The sequence below is a fragment of the Pseudomonas macauensis genome, from assembly GCF_047902425.1.
Lineage (GTDB): Bacteria > Pseudomonadota > Gammaproteobacteria > Pseudomonadales > Pseudomonadaceae > Pseudomonas.
Map to the genome: position 1 here is coordinate 5,126,483 of NZ_CP138377.1, position 25,441 is coordinate 5,151,923.

Annotated in this window: 26 protein-coding genes; 6 read left to right on the top strand and 20 right to left on the bottom strand. The window is 62.9% G+C overall.

Annotated features, from left to right (window positions below; genetic code table 11):
- Positions 1-188 precede the first annotated feature (188 nt).
- Together SD196_RS23530 and SD196_RS23535 are read left to right on the top strand one after the other, a co-directional pair.
- Positions 189-1,430: an AAA family ATPase gene (locus tag SD196_RS23530; protein ID WP_243804587.1), complete on the top strand. Its 1,242-nt coding sequence runs from the start codon at positions 189-191 to the stop codon at positions 1,428-1,430.
- The gene (locus SD196_RS23535; RefSeq protein WP_416310732.1) at positions 1,423-2,025 is read left to right on the top strand and encodes a DUF4276 family protein; all 603 of its coding nucleotides are present in this window, start codon (positions 1,423-1,425) and stop codon (positions 2,023-2,025) included. Before SD196_RS23530 ends, SD196_RS23535 begins: the two co-directional genes overlap by 8 nt.
- A 653-nt stretch (positions 2,026-2,678) precedes the next feature.
- On the opposite strand, the gene trbK is transcribed toward SD196_RS23535, so the two are convergent.
- The 5 genes from trbK to SD196_RS23560 all read right to left on the bottom strand — a co-directional run bounded on the left by trbK (position 2,679) and on the right by SD196_RS23560 (position 5,830).
- Complete coding sequence (gene trbK, locus SD196_RS23540; RefSeq protein ID WP_331317460.1) at positions 2,679-2,891, bottom strand: entry exclusion lipoprotein TrbK; 213 nt, start codon at positions 2,889-2,891, stop codon at positions 2,679-2,681.
- A 157-nt stretch (positions 2,892-3,048) separates the two neighbouring features.
- On the bottom strand, positions 3,049-3,351 hold the full coding sequence (locus SD196_RS23545; protein WP_343577102.1) for a hypothetical protein: 303 nt from the start codon (positions 3,349-3,351) through the stop codon (positions 3,049-3,051).
- Between the two features lie 113 nt (positions 3,352-3,464).
- Positions 3,465-4,136: a YceH family protein gene (locus SD196_RS23550; RefSeq protein ID WP_343577100.1), complete on the bottom strand. Its 672-nt coding sequence runs from the start codon at positions 4,134-4,136 to the stop codon at positions 3,465-3,467.
- A gap of 61 nt (positions 4,137-4,197) precedes the next feature.
- Positions 4,198-4,953, bottom strand: a complete 756-nt coding sequence (locus tag SD196_RS23555; protein WP_275608743.1) for a cache domain-containing protein — start codon at positions 4,951-4,953, stop codon at positions 4,198-4,200.
- 130 nt (positions 4,954-5,083) lie between these two features.
- A complete protein-coding gene (locus SD196_RS23560) occupies positions 5,084-5,830 on the bottom strand; it encodes a FadR/GntR family transcriptional regulator (protein ID WP_416310733.1) in 747 nt (248 codons plus the stop codon).
- A gap of 295 nt (positions 5,831-6,125) precedes the next feature.
- On the opposite strand from SD196_RS23560, the gene SD196_RS23565 reads away from it, so the two are divergent.
- Both SD196_RS23565 and SD196_RS23570 read left to right on the top strand, forming a co-directional pair.
- The gene (locus SD196_RS23565) at positions 6,126-7,619 is read left to right on the top strand and encodes an aldehyde dehydrogenase (RefSeq protein WP_416310734.1); all 1,494 of its coding nucleotides are present in this window, start codon (positions 6,126-6,128) and stop codon (positions 7,617-7,619) included.
- Between the two features lie 117 nt (positions 7,620-7,736).
- The gene (locus SD196_RS23570; RefSeq protein WP_275608746.1) at positions 7,737-9,221 is read left to right on the top strand and encodes an APC family permease; all 1,485 of its coding nucleotides are present in this window, start codon (positions 7,737-7,739) and stop codon (positions 9,219-9,221) included.
- 65 nt (positions 9,222-9,286) lie between these two features.
- Here SD196_RS23570 and cysC read toward each other — a convergent pair whose 3' ends face one another.
- The 8 genes from cysC to SD196_RS23610 form a co-directional block, all read right to left on the bottom strand.
- The gene (gene cysC / locus SD196_RS23575; protein WP_416311770.1) at positions 9,287-9,820 is read right to left on the bottom strand and encodes an adenylyl-sulfate kinase; all 534 of its coding nucleotides are present in this window, start codon (positions 9,818-9,820) and stop codon (positions 9,287-9,289) included.
- Positions 9,821-10,072: 252 nt separating this feature from the next.
- Positions 10,073-10,744: a flavin reductase family protein gene (locus SD196_RS23580; protein ID WP_275608747.1), complete on the bottom strand. Its 672-nt coding sequence runs from the start codon at positions 10,742-10,744 to the stop codon at positions 10,073-10,075.
- A gap of 11 nt (positions 10,745-10,755) precedes the next feature.
- Complete coding sequence (locus SD196_RS23585; RefSeq protein WP_416310735.1) at positions 10,756-12,255, bottom strand: amidohydrolase family protein; 1,500 nt, start codon at positions 12,253-12,255, stop codon at positions 10,756-10,758.
- Positions 12,252-13,451: an amidohydrolase family protein gene (locus SD196_RS23590; RefSeq protein WP_275608749.1), complete on the bottom strand. Its 1,200-nt coding sequence runs from the start codon at positions 13,449-13,451 to the stop codon at positions 12,252-12,254. Before SD196_RS23590 ends, SD196_RS23585 begins: the two co-directional genes overlap by 4 nt.
- A 216-nt stretch (positions 13,452-13,667) precedes the next feature.
- Positions 13,668-14,720, bottom strand: a complete 1,053-nt coding sequence (locus tag SD196_RS23595; RefSeq protein WP_275608750.1) for an extracellular solute-binding protein — start codon at positions 14,718-14,720, stop codon at positions 13,668-13,670.
- Positions 14,721-14,758: 38 nt separating this feature from the next.
- Complete coding sequence (locus tag SD196_RS23600) at positions 14,759-15,550, bottom strand: ABC transporter permease (protein WP_275608751.1); 792 nt, start codon at positions 15,548-15,550, stop codon at positions 14,759-14,761.
- Positions 15,547-16,458, bottom strand: a complete 912-nt coding sequence (locus SD196_RS23605; protein ID WP_370600093.1) for an ABC transporter permease — start codon at positions 16,456-16,458, stop codon at positions 15,547-15,549. The genes SD196_RS23600 and SD196_RS23605 overlap by 4 nt, the downstream gene beginning before the upstream one ends.
- A 2-nt stretch (positions 16,459-16,460) precedes the next feature.
- Positions 16,461-17,531 carry an ABC transporter ATP-binding protein gene (locus SD196_RS23610; RefSeq protein WP_331317483.1) on the bottom strand — a complete coding sequence of 357 codons (1,071 nt, stop codon included), beginning with the start codon at positions 17,529-17,531 and terminating at the stop codon, positions 16,461-16,463.
- 140 nt (positions 17,532-17,671) lie between these two features.
- Between SD196_RS23610 and SD196_RS23615 the strand changes: the two genes are divergently transcribed.
- Complete coding sequence (locus SD196_RS23615; RefSeq protein WP_275608753.1) at positions 17,672-18,358, top strand: GntR family transcriptional regulator; 687 nt, start codon at positions 17,672-17,674, stop codon at positions 18,356-18,358.
- Positions 18,359-18,584: 226 nt separating this feature from the next.
- Here SD196_RS23615 and yjiA read toward each other — a convergent pair whose 3' ends face one another.
- The 4 genes from yjiA to SD196_RS23635 all read right to left on the bottom strand — a co-directional run bounded on the left by yjiA (position 18,585) and on the right by SD196_RS23635 (position 22,657).
- Positions 18,585-19,583 (bottom strand): GTPase, encoded by a 999-nt coding sequence (gene yjiA, locus SD196_RS23620; protein WP_343577083.1) that lies wholly within the window; start codon positions 19,581-19,583, stop codon positions 18,585-18,587.
- A gap of 93 nt (positions 19,584-19,676) precedes the next feature.
- Complete coding sequence (locus SD196_RS23625; protein ID WP_015478970.1) at positions 19,677-19,880, bottom strand: YbdD/YjiX family protein; 204 nt, start codon at positions 19,878-19,880, stop codon at positions 19,677-19,679.
- Positions 19,881-19,892: 12 nt separating this feature from the next.
- Positions 19,893-21,959: a carbon starvation CstA family protein gene (locus SD196_RS23630; protein ID WP_275608755.1), complete on the bottom strand. Its 2,067-nt coding sequence runs from the start codon at positions 21,957-21,959 to the stop codon at positions 19,893-19,895.
- Positions 21,960-22,144: 185 nt separating this feature from the next.
- Complete coding sequence (locus SD196_RS23635) at positions 22,145-22,657, bottom strand: DUF3015 domain-containing protein (protein WP_275608756.1); 513 nt, start codon at positions 22,655-22,657, stop codon at positions 22,145-22,147.
- A 178-nt stretch (positions 22,658-22,835) separates the two neighbouring features.
- Here SD196_RS23635 and SD196_RS23640 point away from each other — a divergent pair, with 178 nt between their 5' ends.
- On the top strand, positions 22,836-23,204 hold the full coding sequence (locus tag SD196_RS23640; protein ID WP_275608757.1) for a PilZ domain-containing protein: 369 nt from the start codon (positions 22,836-22,838) through the stop codon (positions 23,202-23,204).
- 93 nt (positions 23,205-23,297) lie between these two features.
- Here the strand turns inward: SD196_RS23640 and radA are convergent, their stop codons facing one another.
- From radA to SD196_RS23655, 3 genes are all read right to left on the bottom strand, one after another.
- Entirely contained in the window at positions 23,298-24,674 is a 1,377-nt protein-coding gene (gene radA / locus SD196_RS23645; RefSeq protein WP_275608758.1) for a DNA repair protein RadA, read from the bottom strand.
- Between the two features lie 54 nt (positions 24,675-24,728).
- Positions 24,729-24,968, bottom strand: coding sequence for a hypothetical protein (locus tag SD196_RS23650; RefSeq protein ID WP_275608759.1), 240 nt, complete (start codon positions 24,966-24,968; stop codon positions 24,729-24,731).
- A gap of 76 nt (positions 24,969-25,044) precedes the next feature.
- Positions 25,045-25,287 (bottom strand): YdcH family protein, encoded by a 243-nt coding sequence (locus tag SD196_RS23655; RefSeq protein WP_275608760.1) that lies wholly within the window; start codon positions 25,285-25,287, stop codon positions 25,045-25,047.
- Positions 25,288-25,441 lie beyond the last annotated feature (154 nt).

Consider the following 25,441-nt stretch of genomic DNA (forward strand, 5'->3'; position numbering starts at 1 on the left):
GGCTTTCGACCGGTGAAGTTATGCCCGAAATTGGGCAAACGAGCCCTGACTACGACGAGGCCAATCGAAACTTGACAGGTCAGAACGCGGGATAGCGATCACAAAGGAAGTAACTAGGCGTTGGTATGCCCGTAATCAGGACAGGAAAGCTTAGAGGTCTAAGTGCTTAAATATCTGGAGCAATGTTAATGGCGACAAGAAGTCCTACGAGTATTCCCCGTATCGAATCACTGCGGGTTGAAAACTATCGCGCATTGCGAAAGGTAATCTTAGACGATTTAACACCACTTACTGTTTTGCTGGGACCAAATGGCAGCGGCAAATCCACAGTTTTTGATATTTTCAACTTCCTTTCCGAGTGTTTCCAGTTTGGCTTGCGCTACGCATGGGATAGGAGAGGTAGAGGAAAGGAGCTTAAGACCAGAGGAGCGTCTGGCCCAATTGTCTTTGACTTAAAATATCGCGAAAGCCCCAAAGCTCCTCTTATTACTTATCACCTTGCTATTGATGAAGGCGTACGCGGCCCTGAAGTTGTTGAGGAGTGGTTGCAATGGCGGCGCGGCCAATCGGGCAAACCATTTCGCTTTTTAAATTTTGCGCGTGGTGTTGGTGAAGCCGCTAGCGGTGACGCACCCGATGAGACAGATAAAAGGGTGCAAACTAACCTGCGATCAGCAGACCTGATCGCAGTAAACACTCTAGGACAATTCTCAGAACACCCTCGTGTCGCTGCTTTACGAGAATTCATAACAGACTGGTACGTTTCCTATCTTTCAATTGATCAGACCAGAAACCAACCAGAGGCCGGCCCACAGGAAAGATTAAGCAAGGGCGGAGAAAATCTTCCAAATGTTGTTCAGTATCTTAAAGAGCAACATCCGAAGCGTTTGGAGGAAATATTTTCTGTATTACAAAAGAGAATCCCTCGACTAGAACGGGTTGAAGCAGACCCCATGCCGGATGGCCGCTTGCTTCTTCAAATTAAAGATGCACCATTCGACAGGCCGGTTCTTTCGAAGTACGCATCAGATGGAACACTTAAGATGCTTGCTTATTTGACGGTTCTTTATGATCCAGAACCGCCAAAATTTATAGGAATTGAAGAGCCGGAGAACTTTCTTCATCCGAGATTACTTCCTGAGCTAGCGGAGGAATGCCGAGCTTCTGCGGAGCGGTCTCAGCTTTTAATAACCACGCACTCGCCATTCCTTTTGAATGCAATGAGACCAGAAGAAGTTAGGATTCTCTATCGTGATGAAGAGGGCTTCACTCAAGCAGTCCGGGCTAGCGACATCCAGGGTGTAAAAGAATCTTTAAAGAACGGCGCGTCTCTAGGTTACTTGTGGATCGAGGGTTCCTTTGGAATGGGAGACCCTCTAACTAATCATGGCGCCCCAAAACCTCCTCGAAAAAGGAAAAATAATGATTGAGAAGATTATTTTTCTTATCGAGGAGTACTCGATGGAAGTCACACTAACGGAATTACTCCCCAAAGTTATCACAGATATCGACTTCGAGATAATAAGATTTCAATGCAAAGATGACTTATTAAAGCAACTACAGGGAAGACTAAGAGCTTATGCGTCTTGGATACCAGACAACTGGAGAATTGTCGTACTTGTTGATCGCGATGACGACAACTGTATTAGACTGAAGCAGCAGCTTGAGAATATTTCCGCTCAAGCCGGCCTAGTGTCCAAGACAGCAGCAGCGCCAAACGCACCATTTAAGATTGTAAACAGAATCGCCATCGAGGAGCTGGAGGCATGGTTCTTCGGGGATTGGCAAGCAGTAAAAGCTGCCTACCCAAAAGTTTCTGTTGACATCCCAAAAAGAGCAGGATTCCGAGACCCAGATGCAATCAAAGGAGGAACTTGGGAAGCGATGGAGCGCGTACTAAAGGGAGTCGGTTATTTTAAGACAGGACTCAGGAAGGCGGAGTTCGCCAGAGAAGTCTCTGCAAAAATGGACCCCCAACTAAATACCTCTAAAAGTTTTCAAGTTTTTCTCGAAGCATTAGTTTGAAATATGGGCGGCCTGAGGTTTCGGAGGCCGCCCCAGAAAAATCAACTAGTGTGACAGGAATAGCTGCAATAATAACAGCCATTGATTCTTGCCTGAGGCCATCTAACCTTCGCAGATGCTACCGCTTCATGGCAGCTTGAAAAGGTTCCCAAGAAAATACAGTTTTCCTGCTTTGGCATATAGGTACACCCTGTGGTGGTATTGTGAACCTCATGATCGCCATTAGCTTGGGGGTTTTGATTAACAATAAAGTTAGGCATATCAATTCCTTGATATCGAAAGGCTGCTTTTTTTTTGCACCGCCAGTGCCGACTCTTCCTTCTGTACCTTCCTGGCACAATCCGGATGCACCATTAATGTGCCACCATTCATTCGCCTTCGCCAGCCACTGTCGAAAAAGTGTCGAAATCACTTACCGATACTTGCCACCAATGCCCAGGATGGCCCAGCTGAACTCCCCGGCTTCAGTGGTATTAGCCAAAAATGACCATCAATGACCGTGCCCTAAAACGGGTTCAAATCCCCCCGGCTCCACCAAACGCAAACGATAAACCCCTGATTTTCCTAGTGAATTTCAGGGGCTTTTTCTTTTGCCATCGAAATCCATCAAATCGGCTTGCCGGGCACAAACAGATCAGATGGTGTGAGCACCGTTACCAGGTCTTCGGCTCGGATTTCTGGTAGGAGCCACGGGTCATGCATTTCTCGACCAGATCCTCTCGAGCCTTGTCATCTGGCAAGGTCTTCCAGTAATCGGTGGTGCAGTGCTCATCGGAGACGGTGTACTTGTCAGCCTCTTCGGCGTCCGCTTTGCAGCCGGCCAGCGCGATGAAAGCGGCAATCAATACCCAGGACTTGTTTGGCATTACTCTACGATCCTTGTAGCGAGAGGGGCAGGCTTTTTAGCAAACCTATCGCCAGCCTTCAATCAAGGAGATATCGAGCATGCCACTACATCTGAACCACGAAGCAAAAAGGCGCTGAGCCTCAAGCCCAGCGCCTTTTTTCTTGCCCGCGATTTGCTTAGAGCGTCAGGAGCCCCAGCCGTGGCATTAGCAGTTCGGCGTGTTCCTCCACGACCGTCTCCACACAAGGCTTGCGCAGACGCAGCCGTTCGGCATTGCAGAGCAGCGGGCCGTCGTCGTCTTCGGCGCCGAATGGATCATCGATCAGCACGCCGCTGATCAGCCCCTGGCGGAACAGTTCACGAATGGCCAACAGATTCCGCTCACGATTGCCGCTCAGGTCGTTCACGGTCTTCAAGTCGGTTTCCGAAAGCTGGCTGAGCACGGCGGTCAGCTGGGCCTGGGAGAATTGGCGACTCATGGTGACTCCGGGTTGAAGCGGGTAATGCGGTGACTATCGACGGCGAATGTTAACGCTTGATTAGTGGAAGGGCAGGCCAACCAAAGTCGATCGGCCAGTGGGAAATAGCTGATTCAGTCCCGCGAGACGCCCAGTTCCAGCAAGGCGAGGCGCTCTTCCAGGGCGGCGATGCGGGCTTCGAGCTCGACCAGGCGGCCTTCGTCGTGCCCACCGCCATCGTTGCGTTCGCTGGAAGCGCGGCTGCCGCTGGCGATTATGGCGGCCTGGCGGTCTTCCTCCGTGCCCAGCAGGTGCATGTAGCGGTCTTCGCGCTGGCCGCTCTGGCGTTCCAGTTGCACAGCCATACCGCGGCTGGCGAGGCGTTCGAGTTGGTGGCGGACTTCTTCGGTGTCGTCGAAGTCGTGCATGCGCTGGCTACGGGTGAGCAGTTCGTTGAGGGTTTGCGGGCCGCGCAGGAACAGCAGGCCAAGCAGGATGACCTGCGGCTTGACCAGCTCCAGCGCCTTGTCCAGCCGCTGCTCCCAGCGGTCGGCGCGGCTGCCCATGACCAGGCGGGTCATCTCGCGGCCTTCGAGGTGGCGCAGGGATTGGCCGACCTGGCCGGGGGTGAGGTTCATCACCGGGTCGCGGCTGGTCTTCTGGTTGCAGGCGGTGACCAGGGCGTTGAGGGTGAGCGGGTAGGCTTCGGGCGTGGTGAGCTGCTTTTCGATCAGGCACCCGAGAACGCGGGCATCCACTGCACTAAAGGGTTCGAAGTCGGAGAGGGTGTCGAGCGACTGGCTCATGGCGGCATCCGTCGATGAGGGAACCGCCCTAGCCTAGCCGTTTACGCGGCGTTTGGCAGCCTCAGGCGGCACCGGCCAGGCGGCGGTTCAGCGGTCGCTCAATGACTGCCCAGTGCGAGAAGGACTCGGCCAGCTCCTGCTCGCGGCCCTGTGCATTGCGGCCCAGTGTGCGTCGGGCAAGGTCGCCGGTGAACCAGTTGGCCGTGTTGGCGGCCACCACGCGGCCCTCGCCGTTGACCACCAGGGCTTCGTGGCCCATCTGCATCAGGCTGCCCAGCAGCACGCCTTCGAATTCGTGCAGGGCGATGTCGGCGGCGGCGACGCCAATGAAGCGGCCGTCCACCTGGATCGGCACGGAGAAGGCGAGGATGTACAGATCGGTGCCGTAGAGATCGACGAAGGGCCCGACCACCGAGGGCTGGCCGCTGGCGCGCGGGCGCGAGAACCAGGGCATGTTGAGGTAGTTGTAGAAGCTCTCGCTGCGCCGGTTGAAGTTCAGGCTCATGGGCACGACTTTGTCGCCACGGCCGTGGTACCACCACTCCAGGTACATGTCCTGGTCGGCCAGTTCGCCCGGTTCGATCACCACGCCGGTGCCGTGCAGGCGTGTGCCGTCATCGGTGAGGTCGTGCTGGATGCGCGGACGCAATGCGCCCAGGTCCCGGGAAGACGGCCGCTTGCCGTCTCGGGCCAGCTCGCGCCAGATTGCCACGACCTCGCCGGCCAGCTCGTCGAGGCGCTGGAAAACGTTACGGATGGAAGCGTCGATGCGCTGGGCACAGCGCTGGAGTTCATCCGTGGGTTGCTCGCTGGACATGGCCGGGGCCTCGCTGTTCTTGTCGTTGTTCTGGTTCAGGGGCGGGCCAGAGAGGCCCGCAAAATCGGTTCGGTGAGTCGTTGCGCGCGCCCGTCCGGGCGCGTCGGGAAAGCAGCAAGCGCTGTGCCAGTCAGCCGTCGTCGGCCAGCAGGCTCAGCCGCAGGTTGATCAGCCGCTTGATGCCGCGGGTGACGTGGGCTTCGGCCAACGCGCCGGCCAGGTTCGAGTCGCCGGCGCTGATCGCTTCGAGAATGGCGCGGTGCTCCTGCTCGATGGCCGCCGTACCGGGGAAGCCTTCCACCGGCAGCCACAGCCATTCGCCGATTTCCGCCTGCAGGCGCGTCTCCGCATGGGTCAGGCGCACGGACTGGGCGGCGACGGCGATCTCGATGTGGAAACGCGCATCGGCACGGCGTTGCTCCTGTCGCGTGGTGGCGCTGGCGAGGGCATCGAGGTATTGGGCGATGCGCGCCTGCTCATCCGACGTAGAGCGCTGGGCGGCCAGGCGCGCGGCGGCACCGGCGATGGCCACATGCTCGTCCCCCAGGTCGCGTAGCTCCAGCGCACTCATCTGGCGCAGCTGGCCGAGCAGAGCATCCTCGGAGGTGTGCTGCGGCGAGCAGACGAAACTGCCGCCATTGCGCCCGCGCCGTGTCTCGATCACGCCGCGTTCCCGCAGCTCCGCCAGGGCGTCGCGCAATGTCACGGTGGCAACGCCGAATTGCATGGCCAGCTCGCTTTCGCTGGGCAGTTGCTCGCCTTCGGCGTACAGGCCGAGATCGACCATTTCCACCAGCCGGCGCGCGACTTCCTCGGTGCGCCCTTCCTGGCGCAGGCGCATGAAAGTGGCGGGGCGGACTTTCCTGAATTCGTTCATAGGCAGCAGTGCGAGGGGCGCGGACGCTTCCTGCGCGAAATTTCCTGTTCCGGCGTTGGTGACGAAGTCTACCTGCTAGCTGAGCAGCGGCTTCGCGCAAAACTATGTCTCCATATTTTTAAATCGATTCACGGGCTTACAGCAAGGGATTTCCGCACGAAAACCCCTTTCAATCGCTCATTTTTCGCCCCGTATTGGCAACCGGCAATTCATAAGATATGGTTTTAAATGTATTAGCCAGAGACGACCTGCCGGCCGTCCCCGCCAACAACAGCAAGAACGAGGAGCGATACGCATGAGCCAGCCAACCCGCGCCGAATGGGAAGCCCGCGCCAAGGCCCTGAAGATCGAGGGCCGCGCCTTCATCCAGGGCGAGTACCTTGCCGCCGCCTCCGGCGAGACCTTCGATTGCATCAGCCCGGTGGACGGCCGCCTGCTGGCCAAGGTCGCCAATTGCGACGCCGCTGACGCCGAACGCGCCGTACAAAGCGCCCGCGCCACCTTCAACTCCGGCGTCTGGTCGCGGGAAGCACCGGCTGCCCGCAAGGCCGTGATGATCCGCTTCGCCCAGTTGCTGGAAGAGCACGCCGAGGAGTTGGCGCTGCTGGAAACCCTGGACATGGGCAAGCCCATCGGCGATGCGCTGAACGTCGACCTGCCGGGCGCCGCCGACTCGCTGCGCTGGAGTGGCGAGGCCATCGACAAGGTCTACGACGAAGTGGCCGCCACCTCCCATGACCAGCTCGGCCTGGTCACCCGCGAGCCGGTGGGCGTGGTCGCCGCCATCGTGCCGTGGAACTTCCCGCTGATGATGGCCGCCTGGAAACTCGGCCCGGCCCTGGCCACCGGCAACTCGGTGATCCTCAAGCCGTCGGAGCGCTCGCCGCTGACCGCCATCCGTATCGCCCAACTGGCCATCGACGCGGGCTTGCCGGCCGGCGTACTGAACGTGCTGCCGGGCTACGGCCACACCGTCGGCAAGGCCCTGTCCCTGCACATGGATGTGGATACCGTGGTCTTCACCGGCTCCACCAAGATCGCCAAGCAGCTGATGGTCTATGCCGGCGAATCGAACATGAAGCGCGTCTGGCTGGAAGCCGGCGGCAAGAGCCCGAACATCGTCTTCGAGGATGCGCCGGACCTGCAGGCCGCCGCCGAAGCCGCTGCCGCCGCCATTGCCTTCAACCAGGGCGAAGTGTGCACCGCCGGCTCGCGTCTGCTGGTGCAGAAGTCGATCAAGGCGAAGTTCCTTCCGCTGGTGGTCGAGGCGCTCAAAGGCTGGAAAGCGGGCCACCCGCTGGACCCGGAAACCAACGTCGGCGCGCTGGTCGATGGCCGCCAGCTGGAGCAGGTGCTGGGCTACATCCAAGCCGGCCAGGACGAAGGCGCGAAGATTCTCACCGGCGGCAAGCGCGTACTGGAGGAAACCGGCGGCACCTACGTCGAGCCGACCCTGTTCGATGGCGTGAGCAACGCGATGAAGATCGCCCGCGAGGAAATCTTCGGCCCGGTGCTTTCGGTCATCGAATTCGAAGACGCCGAGGAAGCGATCCGCATCGCCAACGACACCCCGTACGGCCTGGCGGCGGCGGTCTGGACCCGCGATATCTCCAAGGCCCACCTCACCGCCCGCGCCCTGCGTGCCGGCAGCGTGTGGGTGAACATGTACGACGGCGGCGACATGACCGCGCCCTTCGGCGGTTTCAAGCAGTCGGGTAACGGCCGCGACAAGTCGCTGCACGCCTTCGACAAGTACACCGAGCTGAAAGCCACCTGGATCAAGCTGTAACAACCAGGGCCTGAGGTTTGAAGGAAGACGGCGCGCGGCACGGTCCGCGCGCCGAACAATAACAACAACGCTTTCCGTTGCACTGCCGACGCGAAAACCTCAAACAGGACAACCACGATGAACAGTCCGATCCAGCCAGGCATTGCCCTGGACCGAGACGCGGAGCAGCTCCGCGCGCTGGGATACACCTCCAATTTCGAACGAAGCATGACCCTGTGGCAGAACTTCGCCCTGGGCTTCACCTACCTCTCGCCGGTGGTCGGCGTGTACACCCTGTTCGGCCTGTGCCTGGCCGCCGGCGGCCCGCCGATGTTCTGGTCCTACCTGCTGGTGGGCATCGGCCAGATGCTGGTGTGCCTGATCTTCTGCGAAGTGGTCTCGCAGTTCCCGATTTCCGGCGGCGTCTATCCCTGGGCACGACGCCTGGTGGGCAAGCGCTGGGCGTGGATGGTCGGCTGGATCTATTCGATCTCCCTTTGCGTGACCATCGCGGCCGTGGCGCTGGGTGCGGGCCCCTACATCGCCACCCTGCTCGGCTTTGAATCCAGCCCGGTCACCAACACGATGGTCGCGCTGGCACTGACCCTGATCGCCACCCTGCTCAACCTCAGCGGCACCAAGCTGCTCGCCCGGGTGGCCATGTTCGGCTTCCTCTGCGAACTGATCGGCGCGCTGGTGATCGGCGGCTACCTGCTGATCTTCGAGCGCCACCAACCGCTGTCGGTGCTGTTCAACACCTTCGACATCCGCATCGATGGCAACTACTGGCCGGCCTTCCTCACCGCCTCGCTGGCGGGCATGTTCCTCTACTACGGCTTCGAGGCCTGCGGTGACGTCGCCGAGGAAACCCCGAATCCCAGTCGGCGCATTCCCAAGGCCATGCGCATGACCATCTGGATCGGCGGCGGCGCCTCGATGTTCGCGGCCCTGGCACTGATCCTCGCGGTACCGGACATGCAAGCCGTGATCTCCGGCACCGACAAGGACCCGATGACCACCATCCTCGACAACGCCTTCGGCGTGACCGGTGCGCGCCTGGTGATGGCGGTGATCATCGTCTCGTTCGTCTCCTGCGTGCTCAGCCTGCAGGCCGCCGCCAGCCGCCTGCTGTACTCCTACGCCCGCGACGAGATGGTAATGGGTAGCGGCCTGCTCAAGCGCCTGTCGCCCAACACCCACGTACCGACTGCCGCGCTGATCGTCTGCGGGGTGATCCCCAGCATGATCGTCTGCGCCGGCTTCTACCTGCAGAACGCCATCGCCATGGTGGTGAGCTTTGCGGCCATCGGCATCTACCTGTCGTTCCAGATGATCGTCGGCGCCGCCCTGTTCGCCCGCGTACGCGGCTGGAAGCCCAGCGGTGCCTTCACCCTGGGCAAATGGGGCTGGCCGGTAAACATCGCTGCCCAGATCTATGGCGTCCTCGCGATCGTCAACATGTCCTGGCCGCGCACGCCCGATGCGCCCTGGTACCTGAACTACGGGATCATCCTGGTGGGCGGTATCGTGATCGCGCTGGGCCTGGCCTACATGACGCTGTTCCGCCCCTACGACAAGGGCACCGCACCCCATGGGGATGCGTGGAAGCTGCACAAGCAATAAGCGCTTGAGCGAAATGAAAACGCCCGGCAGATGCCGGGCGTTTTCATTGTGACGAGCCTGTGCCTTCATGCACACCGCTCAAGCAGGCGTCGGATGGAAATGTCCAATGGCTCGACGCCAGTATCGATCATCAGGTCCGGTGCGAGCGGTGGCTCATAGGGCGAGTCGATGCCGGTGAAGTCGCGGATCAGTCCCTGACGCGCCTTCCCATAGAGCCCTTTGGGGTCGCGTTGTTCGCAAAGCGCCAAGGGCGTGGCAACGTGGACTTCGACGAACCGCCCCGGCTCGAACAGTTCGCGCAAGCACTGGCGGTCGCTCCGATAAGGCGAGATGAATGCGCAGAGCACGATCAATCCTGCGTCCACCATGAGCCTGGCGACTTCCCCCGCCCGGCGGATATTTTCCGTCCGGTCCGCCTCGCCCATGCCAAGGTCTCGACAGAGCCCGTGGCGCACATTGTCACCATCGAGCAGATAGGTTTTTCTGCCGGCGGCATGCAAGGCCAGGTCCAGCGCATTGGCCAGCGTCGACTTCCCCGCGCCGGAAAGTCCGGTAAACCAGATGCAGGCGCCGCGCTGCCGCATCGTCTCGGCACGCATCTGCGTGGTCACTTTCTGTTCGTGCCAGCGCACGTCGCAGTTCGATTCCTTTGTCACGGCACTCAGCTCCCCCGGGAAAATGGGGAAGGCTGACGATGTCGCGTGGCCGCTCCAATTGGAAGGCTCGGCAATTCCAGGCAGAAGCTTCTGAAATTCAGCCCCGAATGGCCGGCAGACCACTTGATGCGCAGGAGCAAACCTTATCCGCACTCGCGGATATCGCTCGCCCCTAGCGGGAAAGGTTCGAGCAGCTCAGGCCAGCTCTTCTGACTGCGCCCAGAGCCGCTCTCCGGCACCCGGTGCTTCAGTCCACTGCTTCAGCGAACGCGTCGGCAGGTCGAAATACTCCCGTGTGCGCGCATAGCCATGGCCGCCCATGCGCCCGATGGCGTCGAGGCCGAGTTGGTCGATGTACAGCGTGGCCGGGTCGATCAGGTCGTCGCGCACGTGGGCCATCAGCACTTCACCGAGGATGATTTCCCGCGACTGGCCGATGGACAGCGCCATCATCCGCCGGCACTCCAGCGCCACCGGCGCCTCGCCGATGCGCGGGCAGCCGACGCGGGTGCCGGGGATGGCGGTGAGGCCGGCGGCCACCAGCTCGTCGAAGCCCGGTTCGAAGGGCACGGCGCAGACGTTCATCGCCTCCACCAGTGCATCGGAGACGATGTTCACGGTGAACTCCTGGTTGTGGCGGATGTTCAGCGTGGTGTCCTTGGGGCTCAGGTCGCTGTAGTTCTCCACGCCCAGGGCGAGGATCGGCGGGTCGGCAGAGAGCGCGTTGAAGAAGCTGAAAGGCGCGGCGTTGGCACGACCCTGCGGGTCGATCGTCGTGACCAGCGCGATGGGCCGGGGCACCACGCTGCCGATGAGGATCTTGTATTTCTCGCGGGCGGACAGCTGCTGGAAGTCGAAGCTGAGCATGGGGTGATCCTTCAGTGGGCAGACTGTGCGGGCGCGTCGAGCAGCGGTGCGGCGGCGCTGTAAGGGTCGGCAAAGGGGATCGCGGAATGGAACAGCGTGCGCCACGGCGGGTTGCCGAAGGCGCGGTCCGCGTGGTGCTGCATCTGTTTCTGGAACAGCGCATCGGCGCGGCGTTGCAGGTCGGTGTAATCGACACCGATCACCCGTCCGTCCTGCATCACACTGCGGCCGTCGATGAAGCTGGCGATGCAGTCGTCGCCGCGCCCGGCGGTGAACAGGTTCTTCAGCGGGTCGAAGAACGGGCCCTGGTGGAAGTCGCCGAGGCGGAACACGGTGATGTCCGCGCGAGCGCCCGGAGCCAGGCGGCCGAGGTCATCGCGGCCCAGTGCCTGGGCGCCACCGAGAGTCGCCGCGTTGTACAGGTCAAGCATGCGCGTGTGCTCGGCATCGCCCTCCTTCACTCGCGCGATGTTCAGGCCCTGGCGCAGGTTGTCGAACATGTCCGCCGGGAAAGTGTCGGTACCCATGGCGAGGTTGATGCCCCGTGCGCGGTAACGGCCGAACGAGTCCAGCGCGTCGCCTTCACGGGCGAACACCACCGGGCAATGCACCAGGCTCGCGCCCGTGTCGGCGAGGCGCTGCAGTTCGTGCTCGCCACTGTGCAGGATGCCGTGGGGCAGCACGCTGCGCGGGTTGAGCAGGCCGTAGCTGTCCAGCCATTGCAGCGACGAGGTATCGCGCAGACGGCGCACCAGTTCCACTTCGTAGCGCGACTGGCAGCAATGCAGGCGCAGCGGCGCATTGAGTTCGCGCTGTACGGCGGCGGTGCGTTCCAGTAACGCGGGCGTGCAGGTCTCGATGCGGTCGGGCAACAGCGCGCCGCGTACCAGTCCGTTGTGCGCACCGTCGAAGTCGCGGAAGAAGCGTTCGGCTTCGCGCAAACCGGCGAGGCCGGCAGCCTCGTCCCAATGCTGCGCGGGGCTGCCATCGGCGCGGGCATAGGTCATGCCGCTCATGTAGCAGGGGCCGAGGTAGGTGCGCAGGCCGAGTTCGGCGGAGAGCGCGGCGACCCCGGCGAATCCGTCGTAATGCTCGGCCCAGCGCCGGTAGTACATGGAGGTGATCGGCATGGCGGTGGTGATGCCGTTGCGGATCAGCTGGGTGAAGGCGTAGCGGTACTTGAACAGCTCCTCGTCCGGGCTGTAGCACTCGGTCGGCCCGGCGCACAGGTAGTCTTCGGACCAGACGCGGCCCATGTTCCACTCGGCGCCGTTGTCCAGGGTGAGCACGGTGGAGTCGAGGTCACCGAGGGCGTCGAGGTCGATGAAGCCAGGGCCTATCAGCGCGTGGCCGTAGTCGATCCACTGACTGACTTCGCCGGGGAAACCGCGCCCGACGAAGACGATCTTTCCACCCTCGAACACCACTTCACCGTGGCGCCAGAGCACATGTTGGCGACCATCGAAGCCGACGACGAAGCTGGCTTTCAAGCCGATACGCGGAGCACTCACAGACGCGACTCCAGCAGCTTGCCATTCTCGGCAATCAGCTTGCCGGCCTTGAACACCTGGCGCTGCGCCGGGCGTGCGACCACGGCTTCACCCAGGGTTTCTACCGGCAGCAGGAGGAAGTCCGCCGCCGCACCGACCTCGATACGCGCCGGCTCGCGACCCAGCGCGCGGGCACCGTTGGCGGTGGCAGCGCCAAAGGCGGCGGCGAGGTCGTCGTCCTTGCACAGGTCGAAGCGGAAGGCGAGCAGCATGGCGCGTTCGAGCATGTCGCCATTGCCCATGGGCGACCAGGCATCGCGGATGCCGTCGCTGCCCAGGCACAGGTTCACGCCCGCCTCGCGCAGCGCGAGGAACGGCGGCACCGGAGTATCGGCCGGCGCGGAACTCATCAGGGAAATCTTCAGCGCGGCGAGTCGCCTGGCCAGCGGCTCGACCCGCTCCCAGGGCGCCATGCCCAGGCAATAGGCGTGGCTGATCATGACCTTGCCCTGCAGTCCGTGGCGCTCGGTGTAATCGGCGATGCGGGCGATCTGCCAGAGACCCAACTCGCCCTTGTCGTGCAGGTGGATGTCCACGCCACGGCCGAATTCCACGGCGAGGCCGAAGACGATATCGAGCTGCGCGATGGGGTCGTCGTCGATGCCGCAAGGGTCAAGGCCACCGACGTTTTCCACGCCCATCTGCAGGGCTTCGCGCATGAGCTCGGCGGTGCCGGGGCGACTGACCAGGCCGGTCTGCGGGAAGACCACGAATTCCATGTCGATCAGGTCGGCGTAGCTCTCGCGTAGCGCCATCATGGCTTCGACGTGGCGCAGGCCCAGCTCGGGGTCGATGTCCACGTGGCAGCGGAAGGTCAGCGAACCGCGTGCGATGCACTGCTCCAGCAGCGCGCCGGCGCGGGCGGCGATGGGGGCTTGGATTTCGCGCAGCACGCGGCGCTCGTTGGCGATGTAGTCCTTGAGCGTCGGGCCGGCGCTGTTGGGGCGCCAGGGTTGACCCCAGAGCGTCTTGTCCAGGTGGCAGTGGCTTTCCACCAGCGGCGGCAACAGGAGCTGGCCGGCGCCGTCGATATCGCCGGATTGCAGCACGGCGTTGCTGGCGGGACGGCGCTCGGCGATGCGGCCGTCACGGATGAGAAAGTCTTCCGCAGGGTTGCCCAGCGGGCGGATGTTGCGCAGCCAGTAGCTGTCGGTCATGGGGACCTCGATCTTGTGAAAACGTAGGGCGAATAACCGCTTGCGGTTATCCGCCGAGGAACTCGCCGGCGGATGAAGCGCTCGCCCTGCTGGAAACCTGTAAGAGCGAGCTTGCTCGCGACCGGAGTCCGGCTCAGCACCGGCGTTGAGCGGTTCGCGAGCAAGCTCGCTCCTACGAAGAGCAGTTCCGAGCCTGAATCGGGCTCGGCCAACACATCAGCCCTTGAGCTTGGACCAGATGCGATCCTGCAGCTCGCGGGACTTGTTGCTGCATTCCTTTTCCAGGCGCAGGCGCTCGGCGTACTCCGGCGGCATGTTGATGGCGTCCATCACCTTCCACTTGGCGTCGAGCAGCTTGTCGGTCTCGATGCCGTTGGAATAGGCGATGGCGTTGGTCACCGCGGCGGCGTTCTCCGGTTTCATCATCCAGTTGATGAAGACTTTGGCGTTCTCTGGGTGCGGGGCGCTTTTCGGCACGGCGAAGTTGTCCTGGAAGGACGCCACACCCTCACGCGGGTAGACGTACTTGATGGTGCTCTTCTGCAGGGTGGCGCGAGCAGTGGAGCCGTTCCAGTTCTGCATCAGCACCACTTCGCCGGAGGCCATGCGGTCCACGGTGTTGTCCGAGCTGTACATCTTCAGGAAGGGCTTCTGCTTCTGCAGCAGCTCGAGGATTTTCTTGGCGTCCTGCGGGCTCTCGGTGCACTCGTCGACGTTCAGGTAGTGCGCGGCGGCGTTGATCAGGCTGCTCGGGGTATCCAGCGCGGCGACCTGGCCTTGCAGCTCCGGACGCGGCTCGAAGAACTCCTTCCACGAGTCATCCAGCTTGCCGCCCGGCACTCGCGCGCTGTCGTAGGAGAAGCCGGTGGAGCCCCACAGGTAGGGCGCCGAATACTTGCGGCCCGGGTCGAAGGCCGGGTCGCGGAAGGCCGGCTTCACGTACTGGAAGTTGACGAGCTTGGGCGTGTCGATTTCCAGCAGCAGGTTCTGGTTGATCAGCGTCTGCATGATCGAGTGCGACGGCACGATCACGTCGTACGCGGCGCCGCCGGCCTGCAGCTTGGCCAGCAGGGTTTCGTTGCTGTCGTAGCCGTCCATGGTGACCTTGATACCGGTCTCCTTCTCGAACTTGGCCAACAGTTCCACCGGGTAGTAGTCGGTCCAGTTGTAGAAGAACAGCTGCTTGGGCTCCTCGGCCTGGGCGACGCCGGCGGCCAGCAGAGTGAGGGACAAACCGGCAAGGCCGTGACGCAGGGCATTCAACTTCATCGTTTTCTCCAGAAAGAGCGAAAGGTCGGCAGTCTTGATCAGGCGTCCGGTTTGCCGCGCTGGCCAAGCCAGTACGACAGCACCACGAGGACGATGGAAATCACCAGCATGAGCGTCGAGATCGCATTGATCTCGGGTGTTACCCCGGCCTTGATGGCCGAGAAGATGTAGACCGGCAGCGTCGTCGAACCGGGTCCTGCGACGAAGAAGGTCATGATGAAGTCGTCGAGGCTGACTACGAACGCCAGCACCGCGCCGGACAGCACCGCCGGCCACAGCAGCGGCAGGGTCACCCGGCGGAACACCTGGTAGGGGCTGGCGTAGAGGTCGCCGGCGGCTTCCAGCAGGCTCTTGTCCAGGTCGTTCAGGCGCGCGCGGATCGGCAGGTAGGCGAAGGGAATGCAGAAGCCGACATGGGCGACGATCACCGTCATCAGGCCCAGCTTGATCCCCAGCGACATGAACAGCAGCAAGGTAGCCACTGCGATGACGATCTCCGGCAGGATCAGCGGCAGGTTGATGCCGCCCTCCACCACCCGACGTCCGTAGAACGGCCGCGAGGTCGCCAGCGCCGCCGCCAGGGCGATCGCGGTGGACAGCACGGTGGCGAAGCCCGCCACCACCAGCGAGTTGAACGCGGCGGCCTGGATCGAGGGGTTGGCGACGATCTTGCCGTACCAGGCGAAGGAAAATTCGGTCCACACCGTGGCCGAACGGTTGGCGTTGAAGCTGTAGGCGATCAACACGAAGATCGGCAGGTACAGGTAGGCCAGCACCAGCAGGCTGGTCTCGCGGGTGCCGGGGAGTTTCTTCAGGTGCTGGGCGATCATGCGCTGGCTCCTCCCAGGTGAACGGCCTTGGCGGCGCGGCGGCTATACAGGGCGAACGCGATCAGCGCGAGCAGCATGATCGCCAGCAGCAGGAACGACAGCGAGCCGCCCAGCGGCCAGTTGCGCGCAGTGCCGAACTGTTGCTGGATCAGGTTGCCGATCATCAGCGTCTTGCCGCCACCGAGGATGGCGGGGGTGATGAAGGCGCCCAGGCTCGGTACGAACACCAGCAGGGAGCCGGCGATCACGCCGGGCATGGACAGCGGCAGGATCACCCGACGCAGGGCCTTCCAGCGGTTCGCGCCGAGGTCATAGGCAGCCTCGACCAGACGCCAGTCGAGCTTCTCCAGGGTCGAGTAGATCGGCAGGATCATGAACGGCAGGAAGCTGTAGACCAGCCCCACGCAGACCGCGAAATCGTTGTACAGCAGGGTGATGCCGCCGGCCTGGGGGAACAGTGCATTGAGCGTCTGGGCGATCCAGCCGTGCTCGCGCAGGATGATCAGCCAGGCGTAGTTGCGGATCAGCAGGTTGGTCCAGAACGGGATGGTGATCAGCAGTACCATGAGGTTGCGCGAGCGCTCGCTGAGGCTGGTCATCCACAGCGCCACCGGGAAGCCGAACAGGAAGCACAGCAGCGTGGTGCCGCCGGCCTGGAACAGCGAACGCAGCAGCGCCTGGGCGTAGACCCAGTTGAGCTCCAGGTTGCCGTCGAAGTCTTCCTGGAAGAACAGTTGCACGTAGCTCTGAATCTGCCAGTCGGCGTGCCAGTCAACGCCGCCGTAGAGGTTGCGCGGCAGCAGGCTGATATAGCCCATGATCGCCAGCGGAATGGCGATCAGCCCCAGCAGCGTCAGCGCCACCGGGCTGAGCAGCAACAGGCGGCGGGTGGTGGGCGACTCCGTCATGCTCAGGCCTCCATCAGCAGGCAGGCCTGGGGCGGCAGATGTACTGCCACAGCCTCGCCGACGTCACGGGCGCGCCCGCCTTCATTGCTCTCGCGCAGGGTGATCTGCGAAGCATCGGGCAGACGGCAGCGGTACAGCGTGGCGGTGCCGACATACATCACCGTCTCGATCACCGCACGCAGGTGGTGCGGCTGCGAGGGGTCGACCAGCTTGGAACGTTCCGGGCGGAAGGCCAGTTGCACGCTGTTCTGGTCCAGGCCCTCAGGCACCTGGCATTGGATCTCCGCCGGCATGGCGTTGGGGTGGAAGGTGCCCTGGCGCATCTGCCCGGGAAGGAAGTTGATGTCGCCGATGAACTGCGCGACGAAGCGGTGCCGCGGGCGCTCGTAGATCTCGTTGGGTGTGCCGATCTGCATGATGTTGCCGTGGGACATCACGGCGATGCGGTCGGACAGGGTCAGCGCCTCTTCCTGGTCGTGGGTGACGAAGATGAAGGTGATACCCGCCTCTTCCTGCACGCGCTTGAGCTCGACCTGCATCTCCTTGCGCAGCTTCAGGTCCAGCGCGGACAGCGGTTCGTCCAGCAGCAGCACCGAGGGCTTGGGCGCCAGCGCACGAGCCAGGGCCACGCGCTGCTGCTGGCCGCCGGAGAGCTCCGCCGGCTTGCGCCGCGCCAGGTGCTCCATCTGCACCAGCGCCAGCATTTCCTTCACCCGGCCGGGGATCTCACCGCGTGCCAGGCCCTGCATTTCCAGGCCGAAAGCGATGTTCTCGCTCACCGACATGTGCGGGAACAGCGCGTAGCTCTGGAACACGGTGTTGATGCGGCGGCGGTAGGGCGGCAGGTCGTTGACCCGCTCGCCACCGACGAGGATGTCGCCGGAGGTGACGTTCTCGAAACCGGCGATGCTGCGCAGCAGCGTGGTCTTGCCGCAGCCGGACGGCCCCAGCAAGGTAAAGAACTCGTTATGGGCGATATCGACCGAGACCTCGTTGAGGGCGGGGGCGACGTTCGGATCATCGGTGTAGCGTTTGCTGACCCGACGGACCTCGACTGACGACGAGTGATTCATTTTGGTGCATTCCTCTTGTTTTTGTATGCAATATTTGAATGCAACTTAGAAATAGCTGATGTATTTTTCTTCTGCAACTGGTTTTGCACGGACGGTTTTGCGGCATCCTTTCCAGGGTCAAGCAAGAGGTGGAGTCGCTCATGACGGAGAAGCACCCCGAGTCCACGGTGGAACGCGTCTACCAAGGGGTTTACGAGGCAATCAGCAAGCGCAGCCTGCGCCCGGGCATGAAGCTGGGCGAAGCGGCGCTGGCGGAATTGTTCAAGGTCAGCCGCACTTCGGTGCGCGCGGCGCTGAAACATCTGGAAGCGGATGGGCTGGTGTCCAGCGCGCTCAACAAGGGTGCATGGGTGTCACTGCCCAGCGACGAGGAGATCCGCTCGCTGTTCGAAACCCGGCGACTGATCGAGATCGGCATTGTCAGCGAACTCTGCCGCCGCGCGGACAGCGCTATCATCCAGGACCTGCGCGACCACGTGGCGCTGGAGGACGCGGCCCACGACCATGACCACGCGCAATTCGTCCACCTGCTCGGCGAGTTCCACTTGAAGCTCGCGGCGGCGCTGAACAACCCGGTGCTGCTGGACTTCTTCCGCAAGCTGATCGAACGCGCCTCGCTCTACGCCACCACCCTGGACGACGAGCACCACGAAACCTGCCGGGGCAACGAGCACCTGCGGCTGATCGAATACATCGAGGCGGGCAACCAGGCGGCGGCCATCGAATTGACCTGCATGCACCTGAACGCCATCGAGCAGGCCATCCTCAAGGCGGCGGGGAACCTGAAGGCGGATTACCACCCGCTCAAGCATCTGATTGGTGGCTGAACCGAACGGAAGCTTTTTGTAGGAGCGAGCTTGCTCGCGAACCAGACGGGCCGGCTGAAGCCTGTATTGTCCGATTGCACCAAACGGTCCCCTCTCCCGGAAGGGAGAGGGAGCTGCCCCGCGTGGCGCCTGACCCCGGCGTCAACCGGCAAGCTCCATTCGCGAGCAAGCTCGCTCCTACGAAAAGCAGCGAAGAAAACGCCCGGCACTGGCCGGGCGTTTTCATTCAGGCGGCAGGTCCGCCCGTGATCGCTTCGAACCCCTGGCGGATCTGCTCTTCCGGCAGGTTGTCACCGATGAAGACGATCACGCTCTCGCGCTTCTCGTCGCTCTTCCATTCGGTGTCCCAATCGAAGCCGTAGAGCCGCAGCACACCCTGGAACACCAGGCGGCGCGCCTCATCGGCAATGTTCAGCACGCCCTTGTAGCGCAACAGCGAATTGCCGTGCCATTGCAGCAGGTCATCCATGAAGACGCTCAGGCGCTCGATGTCCAGCGCGCGCTCGCTGCGCAGTACCAGGGTGGTGATGCGGTCGGTGGTGTCCGCCGCCGGGCGCACGGGGCGCAGCAGCGGGCGCAGGCCCACGTCGCCGTTGAGGTTGAAGCCGCGCACGTCGAGCAGGCGCTCCAGCTCGATGGCGCCATGCTCCACCGGATGGATTTCGGCGCGACGATTGATGCGCTGCAGGCGCTCCACCAGGGCCTCGTATTGCTCGGGCGAAACCAGGTCGCGCTTGCTCACCAGGATGCGGTCGCCGAAACCGACCTGGGCCTGGGCGATGGCTTCCTGCAGGTGGCGATCGGCGTTGGCAGCGTCCACCAGCGTGATGATGCCGTCGAGCAGGTAACGCTCGCGCAGCGTTTCGTCGACGAAGAAGGTCTGTGCCACCGGCGCCGGGTCGGCAAGACCCGTGCACTCGATCACCACGCGGTCGAAGTCCAGCTCACCGTTGTCGCGGCGCTCCAGCAGGACGTAGAGCGCACGCTCGAGGTCGCTATTGATGGTGCAGCAGACACAGCCGTTGGACAGCGTCGTCACCTGCACCGCATCGTCGCCGAGCAACTGAGCGTCGATGGGCGTGTCGCTGAATTCGTTCTCGATCACGGCGATCTTCAGGCCATGCTCGGCCTTGAGGATGTGCTTGAGCAGGGTGGTCTTGCCCGCCCCGAGGAAGCCGGTGAGGACGGTCACCGGAATCTGCGGCGTGCTTGCGGAATCGGTCATGGGAACATCCAGGCAATCAGAAATGAAAACGGGCAGAAATGAAAACGGGCCGCGATCGCTCGCGGCCCGTCCGTTATACACCTATCCGCGTCGTTAGCAGCAGCGGATCGGCCTCCCCTTGCCGCCACCGTAGCGCGCCTCCTGGCGCTCGCGGAAGAACTCCTCGTAGGTCATCGGAGTCTTGTCCGGGTGCTTGTTCTGCATGTGCTGAACGTAGGTGTCGTAATCGGGCATGCCGACCAACATGCGCGCGGCCTGCCCGAGATACTTACCCATGCGGCTGAGGTCGTTGAACATGATCTACCTCCCTCACGCGTCCGGAATCGGCTGGAACGGCGCTTCCTTGTCGGTGCGCTCCTTCTTGGTCCAGGCGCTGGCGCCGACCTTGATGGAGTACACCAGCACGCTGAACACCACCAGCAGGAACAGCACGGTGAGACCGGCGTTGATGTAGGCGTTCATCATCACCGCCTGCATCTGGCCGATGTCCTTGGCCGGGGCGATGATCTGCCCGGCGTCCAGGCCCGCAGCGTACTTCTTGCCCAGGGCGACGAAGCCGACGGCCGGGTTGCTGTCGAAGATCTTGATCAGGCCGGCGGTGCTGGTGCAGATCAGCAGCCAGGCGGCCGGGAAGGCGGTCACCCAGACATACTGCTGGCGCTTCATCTTGATCAGCACGACGGTGGCGAGCATCAGCGCGATACCGGCGAGCATCTGGTTGGAGATGCCGAACAGCGGCCACAGGGTGTTGATGCCGCCCAGCGGATCGACCACGCCCTGGTACAGCAGCCAGCCCCACAGCGCTACGCAGCCGCCGGTGCCGACGATGTTGGCCCCCCAGGAGTCGGTCTTCTTCAGCGCCGGGACGAAGTTGCCCAGCAGGTCCTGCAGCATGAAGCGACCGGCACGGGTACCGGCGTCTACCGCGGTGAGGATGAACAGCGCCTCGAACAGGATCGCGAAGTGATACCAGAAGGCCATGGTGTTCTCACCCGGCAGCACCTGGTGAAGGATGTGCGCGATACCCACGGCGAGGGTCGGCGCGCCACCGGCACGGGCCAGGATGGTGGTCTCGCCGATGTCCTTGGCGGTCTGGGCCAGAACGTCCGGTGTGATGGCGAAGCCCCAGCTGCTGACGGTGGCCGCCACGGCGTTGACGTCGGCGCCGACCACGGCCGGCGGGCTGTTCATGGCGAAGTAGATACCCGGCTCGATCACCGAGGCGGCGACCATCGCCATGATGGCCACGAAGGACTCCATCAGCATGCCGCCGTAGCCGATGTAGCGGGCATCGGGCTCGCGGTTGAGCAGCTTGGGCGTGGTGCCCGAGGAGATCAGCGCGTGGAAGCCGGACACGGCGCCACAGGCGATGGTGATGAACAGGAACGGGAACAGGCCGCCCTTCCATACCGGGCCGGTGCCGTCGGTGAACTGGGTCAGGGCCGGCATCTTCAGCTCCGGCGAGACGATCAGGATGCCGATGGCCAGCGCGACGATGGTGCCGATCTTCAGGAAGGTCGACAGGTAGTCACGCGGCGCCAGCAGCAGCCACACCGGCAGTACCGAGGCGATGGCGCCGTAGGCGATCAGCATCCAGACGATCTGCACGCCGTGGAAGGTGAAGACCGGCGCCCACTCGGGGCTGGCGGCAACCTGGCCGCCGAGCCAGATGGAGCCCAGCAGCAGGGCCACGCCGACCACGGAAATCTCGCCGATGCGGCCCGGGCGGATGTAGCGCATGTACACGCCCATGAGGATCGCGATCGGAATGGTCGCCAGCACGGTGAACATGCCCCACGGGCTTTCGGCCAGGGCCTTCACCACGATCAGGGCGAGCACCGCGAGGATGATGATCATGATCAGGAACGCGCCGAACAGAGCGATGGTCCCCGCCACCTGCCCCATTTCCTCGCGCACCAGTTCACCCAGCGAGCGGCCGTTACGGCGGCTGGAGATGAACAGCACCATGAAGTCCTGCACCGCGCCGGCCAGCACCACGCCGGCGATCAGCCAGAGCGTGCCGGGCAGGTAGCCCATCTGCGCGGCGAGTACCGGGCCGACCAGCGGGCCGGCGCCGGCGATGGCGGCGAAGTGGTGACCGAAGAGGATGTGCTTGTTGGTCGGGACGTAGTCCAGGCCGTCGTTGTTGAGGACCGCTGGGGTCGCCCGGTTGGGATCCAGCTGCATCACCTTGGTGGCGATGAACAGGCTGTAATAGCGGTAGGCGACCAGATAAATGGCGACCGCTGCGACGACGATCCATAGTGCGTTGATGGCTTCGCCGCGGCGCAACGCCACGACTCCCAAGGCAAATGCACCGACTATCGCCACCACCAGCCATGCGAGGTGACGTAGCAGGTTGTTGTTATTGTTCATAGCGAGGCTTCCGACAGTTTGAAGGCGAGAATTCGCAGAAAAATTCTAGTCTTTTCCAGCGACCCATTCATACGACCTTAGTCTAGAGCGGTTACGCGCTTATTGCCTGAAGTCAAATACCGCCCGGCGGCGCGCCAGACAAATGAAAAGCCCGCCGGGTGGCGGGCTTTCGGGTCGAACGCAGATCAGGCCGGCTGCTTGGCGTAGCGCGACAGCACCTGGTCGCGGCTCATCACCGCCAGGGTGTTGCTCAGCACCTGTTCGCCGGTGGCGTTCTGGGAGGTGAAGATTTCACCGAAGTGCTGCTGGGTGACCTTGGCAAAGTGCGCGCGATCCTCGGTGGGAATGCCGAGCAGGACCGCATAGGCGTCCAGCGCCTCACCATGGCCCTGGGCCATGTTCTCGGCAATATTGTCGAGCATGCCGTTCATGGCGAAGATCGAGCGGCCGCCGTAGCCGATGCGCTGATTGGCATCGCAACCGTTGGTGCCGGAGGTCAGGCCGAAGGTGGCATTGCCCGAGGTGCCGTTGGTTGTGGTGGCCAGCAGGTGCGGGAACAGGCCGCGCTGACCTTCGAAGACCATGTTGCCCCAGCCGCAGCCATGACCGCTTTGTCCGGCTTCATCGGCCAGCGCTGCCAGGCTGGCGGCGCTCAGCACCCCGAGAATGATCCCCTTGCATACGAACTTCTTATCCATGTTCTGCACTCCACAATTGGTATTGGATTGACGCCCAAAGAGCTTTGGCGAGCGACCGCGGACTGTCAAACCCGCACGGGAAGTGTCTGACGGACGAAAGGTCGGCAGATGGCGTGCAACGCATGACCGGTGCTTTGTCTATAGTGAGGCGAAGCAGAACGGCCGGAGAGCCACGACAATGAGTGACGATCACGCCGAGCGCCGGCGCTTCCAGCGCATTGCCTTCGATGCCGGCACGGAAATCAGCCAGGGCGACCAGCGCTGGAAGGTCACCCTGCTGGACCTGTCATTGCAGGGGGTGCTAGTGCAGCGGCCCGAACACTGGGCAGTGGTGCCCGAGGAGCCGGTACAGGTGCGCATCTACCTGGGCTTCGACGTCAACGTCTATATGGAAGCCGAGCTGGCCTGGGAGCGCGAGGGTCTGCTGGGCTTCAACTGCAAGCACATCGACCTGGAATCCATCAGCCACCTGCGCCGCCTGGTGGAGCTCAACCTGGGCGACGAATCGCTGCTGGAACGGGAACTGACGCTACTCAGCGAACACTGATCCAACCTTGTAGGAGCGAGCTTGCTCGCGAACCGTCTGACACCGGAGCCGCCGGTGAGAGTTCGCGAGCAAGCTCGCTCCTAAAGAAAGCCGCTATTCGAACAACGCATCCAGCGCCTGCTCCAGGCGCGTCACGGCGATCACCTGCAGGCCCGCCGGCGCCTCTTTCGGCGCGTTGCCCTTGGGCACGATGGCGCGCTTGAAGCCGTGCTTGGCCGCTTCCTTCAGACGCTCCTGGCCGCTGGGCACCGGGCGCACCTCGCCGGACAGGCCGACCTCGCCGAACACCAGCAACTGGTGATCCAGCGGCCGGTTGCGCAGACTGGACATCACCGCCGCCATCAGCGCCAGGTCGGATGCGGTTTCCAGCACCTTCACCCCGCCCACCACGTTGAGGAACACGTCCTGGTCGTAGGTCGGGATACCGCCGTGGCGGTGCAACACCGCCAGCAGCATGGCCAGGCGGTTCTGGTCCAGGCCGAGGGTCACGCGGCGCGGGTTGGCCAGGTGACTGGTGTCCACCAGCGCCTGTACCTCCACCAGCATCGGCCGCGAGCCTTCCCAGGTGGCCATGACCACGCTGCCGGGCACCGACTCCTGAGCGCGGGTGAGGAAGATCGCCGAGGGGTTGGAAACTTCCTTCAGACCACGGTCGGTCATGGCGAACACACCCAGCTCGTTGATCGCGCCGAAGCGGTTCTTCACCGCCCGCAACAGGCGCAGGCGGCCGTCGGATTCGCCCTCGAAATACAGCACGGTGTCGACCATGTGCTCCAGCACGCGCGGGCCGGCCAGCGCGCCTTCCTTGGTGACGTGGCCGACCAGGAAGATCGCCGTGCCGCTCTGCTTGGCGAAACGCACCAGCAGGGCCGCGCTCTCGCGCACCTGGGCGACGCCGCCGGGGGCCGATTGCAACTGTTCGGTGAAGATGGTCTGGATCGAGTCGATCACCATCACCTTCGGCTGCTCGTGGCGCGCGGTGGCGATGATGCTTTCGATGCAGGTCTCGGTCATGACCTTGAGCTTGTCTTCCGGCAGGCCCAGGCGGCGGGCGCGCATGGCAACCTGCTGCTGGGATTCCTCACCGGTGACATAGAGCGCCGGCAGACGCGCGGCGACGTTGCAGAGGGTCTGCAGGAGAATGGTGGACTTGCCGATGCCGGGGTCGCCGCCGATCAGTACCACCGAGCCGTCGACCAGGCCGCCGCCGAGCACGCGGTCCAGCTCCGCCGAGGCGGTGGTGAAACGCGGCATCTCTTCGACGCTGACTTCGGCGAGGGTCTTGATGTTGGCCTGCTGGCCGGCCCAGCCGCCACGGCCGGAGCTGCTGCCGGAACCGCCGGTGGGCGTGGTGTCGACGACGGTCTCGACCAGGGTGTTCCAGGCGCCGCAATCAGGGCATTGGCCGGCCCATTTGGGGTAGGTGGCGCCGCACTCGGTGCAGCCGTACATGCGCTTGGCCTTGGCCATGAGCGGACTCCGTCGAAGACAAAGCCCGCATCATAGCCAATCGGGCCAGGTGCATCAGCCTGCCAGGCGGCGATATTGACACTCCATATCGTACTTGAGGCTTTCGCGGCGCATGCGCAGCGACGCCAGGGTCCCGTCGGGACGCTCGACGCCCTCCTCCACCCGACCGATGCGCTGGTCCAGCAGCTCGTATTGCAGCTTCAGGCGAACCAGGCGCTCCTGGGCACGGAGGACTTCGGCGTTACGTTGGGACTTGGTGACGGACTTGCCAGAGGACGAGAGGGATTTACGCATGGCGGTGGCACCAGTTGGAAAAGGATGACAGGAGCCTACGCCTCGCTCCGACCCACACCCTTGATATCGATCAAGCTCAGCCGGATCGCTTGAGCAGGTCGGCAATCTCGTCCTTCAGCGTCACGCGCTGCAGTTTGAGTGAATTGAGCGAGAGGTCGTCCATCGCCTGGCGGCCATCCTCGATATCGTAGATTTTCTTGTCCAGCTCCTCGTAACTGGCGGCGAGGCGGGTGAAGGTGGCGTCCTTCCCGTGCAAGCGGGTCATCAGTGCCTTCTGGTCGGGAAATTCGCGGGACAGCGGATGATGCTCGAGCGGCATGGCGGACCTCCTTTAATGGATGGGTTGCCCGTTAAGCCTAGACCACCCGGTAAAAGCGCCCAACACCGCCGGTCATTGAACGATTCGGGATGATCAGGTGGCGACGGGCCGCTAAACTGCCCACCTGTCCCCCTCTGTTACAAGGAGTTCCTGC

Coding starts and splice junctions, on each gene's coding strand:
- SD196_RS23530 (WP_243804587.1), top strand. CDS start 189: ATGGCGACAAGAAGTCCTACGAGTATTCCCCGTATCGAATCACTGCGG.
- SD196_RS23535 (WP_416310732.1), top strand. CDS start 1,423: ATGATTGAGAAGATTATTTTTCTTATCGAGGAGTACTCGATGGAAGTC.
- trbK (WP_331317460.1), bottom strand. CDS start 2,891: ATGCCAAACAAGTCCTGGGTATTGATTGCCGCTTTCATCGCGCTGGCC.
- SD196_RS23545 (WP_343577102.1), bottom strand. CDS start 3,351: ATGAGTCGCCAATTCTCCCAGGCCCAGCTGACCGCCGTGCTCAGCCAG.
- SD196_RS23550 (WP_343577100.1), bottom strand. CDS start 4,136: ATGAGCCAGTCGCTCGACACCCTCTCCGACTTCGAACCCTTTAGTGCA.
- SD196_RS23555 (WP_275608743.1), bottom strand. CDS start 4,953: ATGTCCAGCGAGCAACCCACGGATGAACTCCAGCGCTGTGCCCAGCGC.
- SD196_RS23560 (WP_416310733.1), bottom strand. CDS start 5,830: ATGAACGAATTCAGGAAAGTCCGCCCCGCCACTTTCATGCGCCTGCGC.
- SD196_RS23565 (WP_416310734.1), top strand. CDS start 6,126: ATGAGCCAGCCAACCCGCGCCGAATGGGAAGCCCGCGCCAAGGCCCTG.
- SD196_RS23570 (WP_275608746.1), top strand. CDS start 7,737: ATGAACAGTCCGATCCAGCCAGGCATTGCCCTGGACCGAGACGCGGAG.
- cysC (WP_416311770.1), bottom strand. CDS start 9,820: ATGCGTGCCGAGACGATGCGGCAGCGCGGCGCCTGCATCTGGTTTACC.
- SD196_RS23580 (WP_275608747.1), bottom strand. CDS start 10,744: ATGCTCAGCTTCGACTTCCAGCAGCTGTCCGCCCGCGAGAAATACAAG.
- SD196_RS23590 (WP_275608749.1), bottom strand. CDS start 13,451: ATGACCGACAGCTACTGGCTGCGCAACATCCGCCCGCTGGGCAACCCT.
- SD196_RS23595 (WP_275608750.1), bottom strand. CDS start 14,720: ATGAAGTTGAATGCCCTGCGTCACGGCCTTGCCGGTTTGTCCCTCACT.
- SD196_RS23600 (WP_275608751.1), bottom strand. CDS start 15,550: ATGATCGCCCAGCACCTGAAGAAACTCCCCGGCACCCGCGAGACCAGC.
- SD196_RS23605 (WP_370600093.1), bottom strand. CDS start 16,458: ATGACGGAGTCGCCCACCACCCGCCGCCTGTTGCTGCTCAGCCCGGTG.
- SD196_RS23610 (WP_331317483.1), bottom strand. CDS start 17,531: ATGAATCACTCGTCGTCAGTCGAGGTCCGTCGGGTCAGCAAACGCTAC.
- SD196_RS23615 (WP_275608753.1), top strand. CDS start 17,672: ATGACGGAGAAGCACCCCGAGTCCACGGTGGAACGCGTCTACCAAGGG.
- yjiA (WP_343577083.1), bottom strand. CDS start 19,583: ATGACCGATTCCGCAAGCACGCCGCAGATTCCGGTGACCGTCCTCACC.
- SD196_RS23625 (WP_015478970.1), bottom strand. CDS start 19,880: ATGTTCAACGACCTCAGCCGCATGGGTAAGTATCTCGGGCAGGCCGCG.
- SD196_RS23630 (WP_275608755.1), bottom strand. CDS start 21,959: ATGAACAATAACAACAACCTGCTACGTCACCTCGCATGGCTGGTGGTG.
- SD196_RS23635 (WP_275608756.1), bottom strand. CDS start 22,657: ATGGATAAGAAGTTCGTATGCAAGGGGATCATTCTCGGGGTGCTGAGC.
- SD196_RS23640 (WP_275608757.1), top strand. CDS start 22,836: ATGAGTGACGATCACGCCGAGCGCCGGCGCTTCCAGCGCATTGCCTTC.
- radA (WP_275608758.1), bottom strand. CDS start 24,674: ATGGCCAAGGCCAAGCGCATGTACGGCTGCACCGAGTGCGGCGCCACC.
- SD196_RS23650 (WP_275608759.1), bottom strand. CDS start 24,968: ATGCGTAAATCCCTCTCGTCCTCTGGCAAGTCCGTCACCAAGTCCCAA.
- SD196_RS23655 (WP_275608760.1), bottom strand. CDS start 25,287: ATGCCGCTCGAGCATCATCCGCTGTCCCGCGAATTTCCCGACCAGAAG.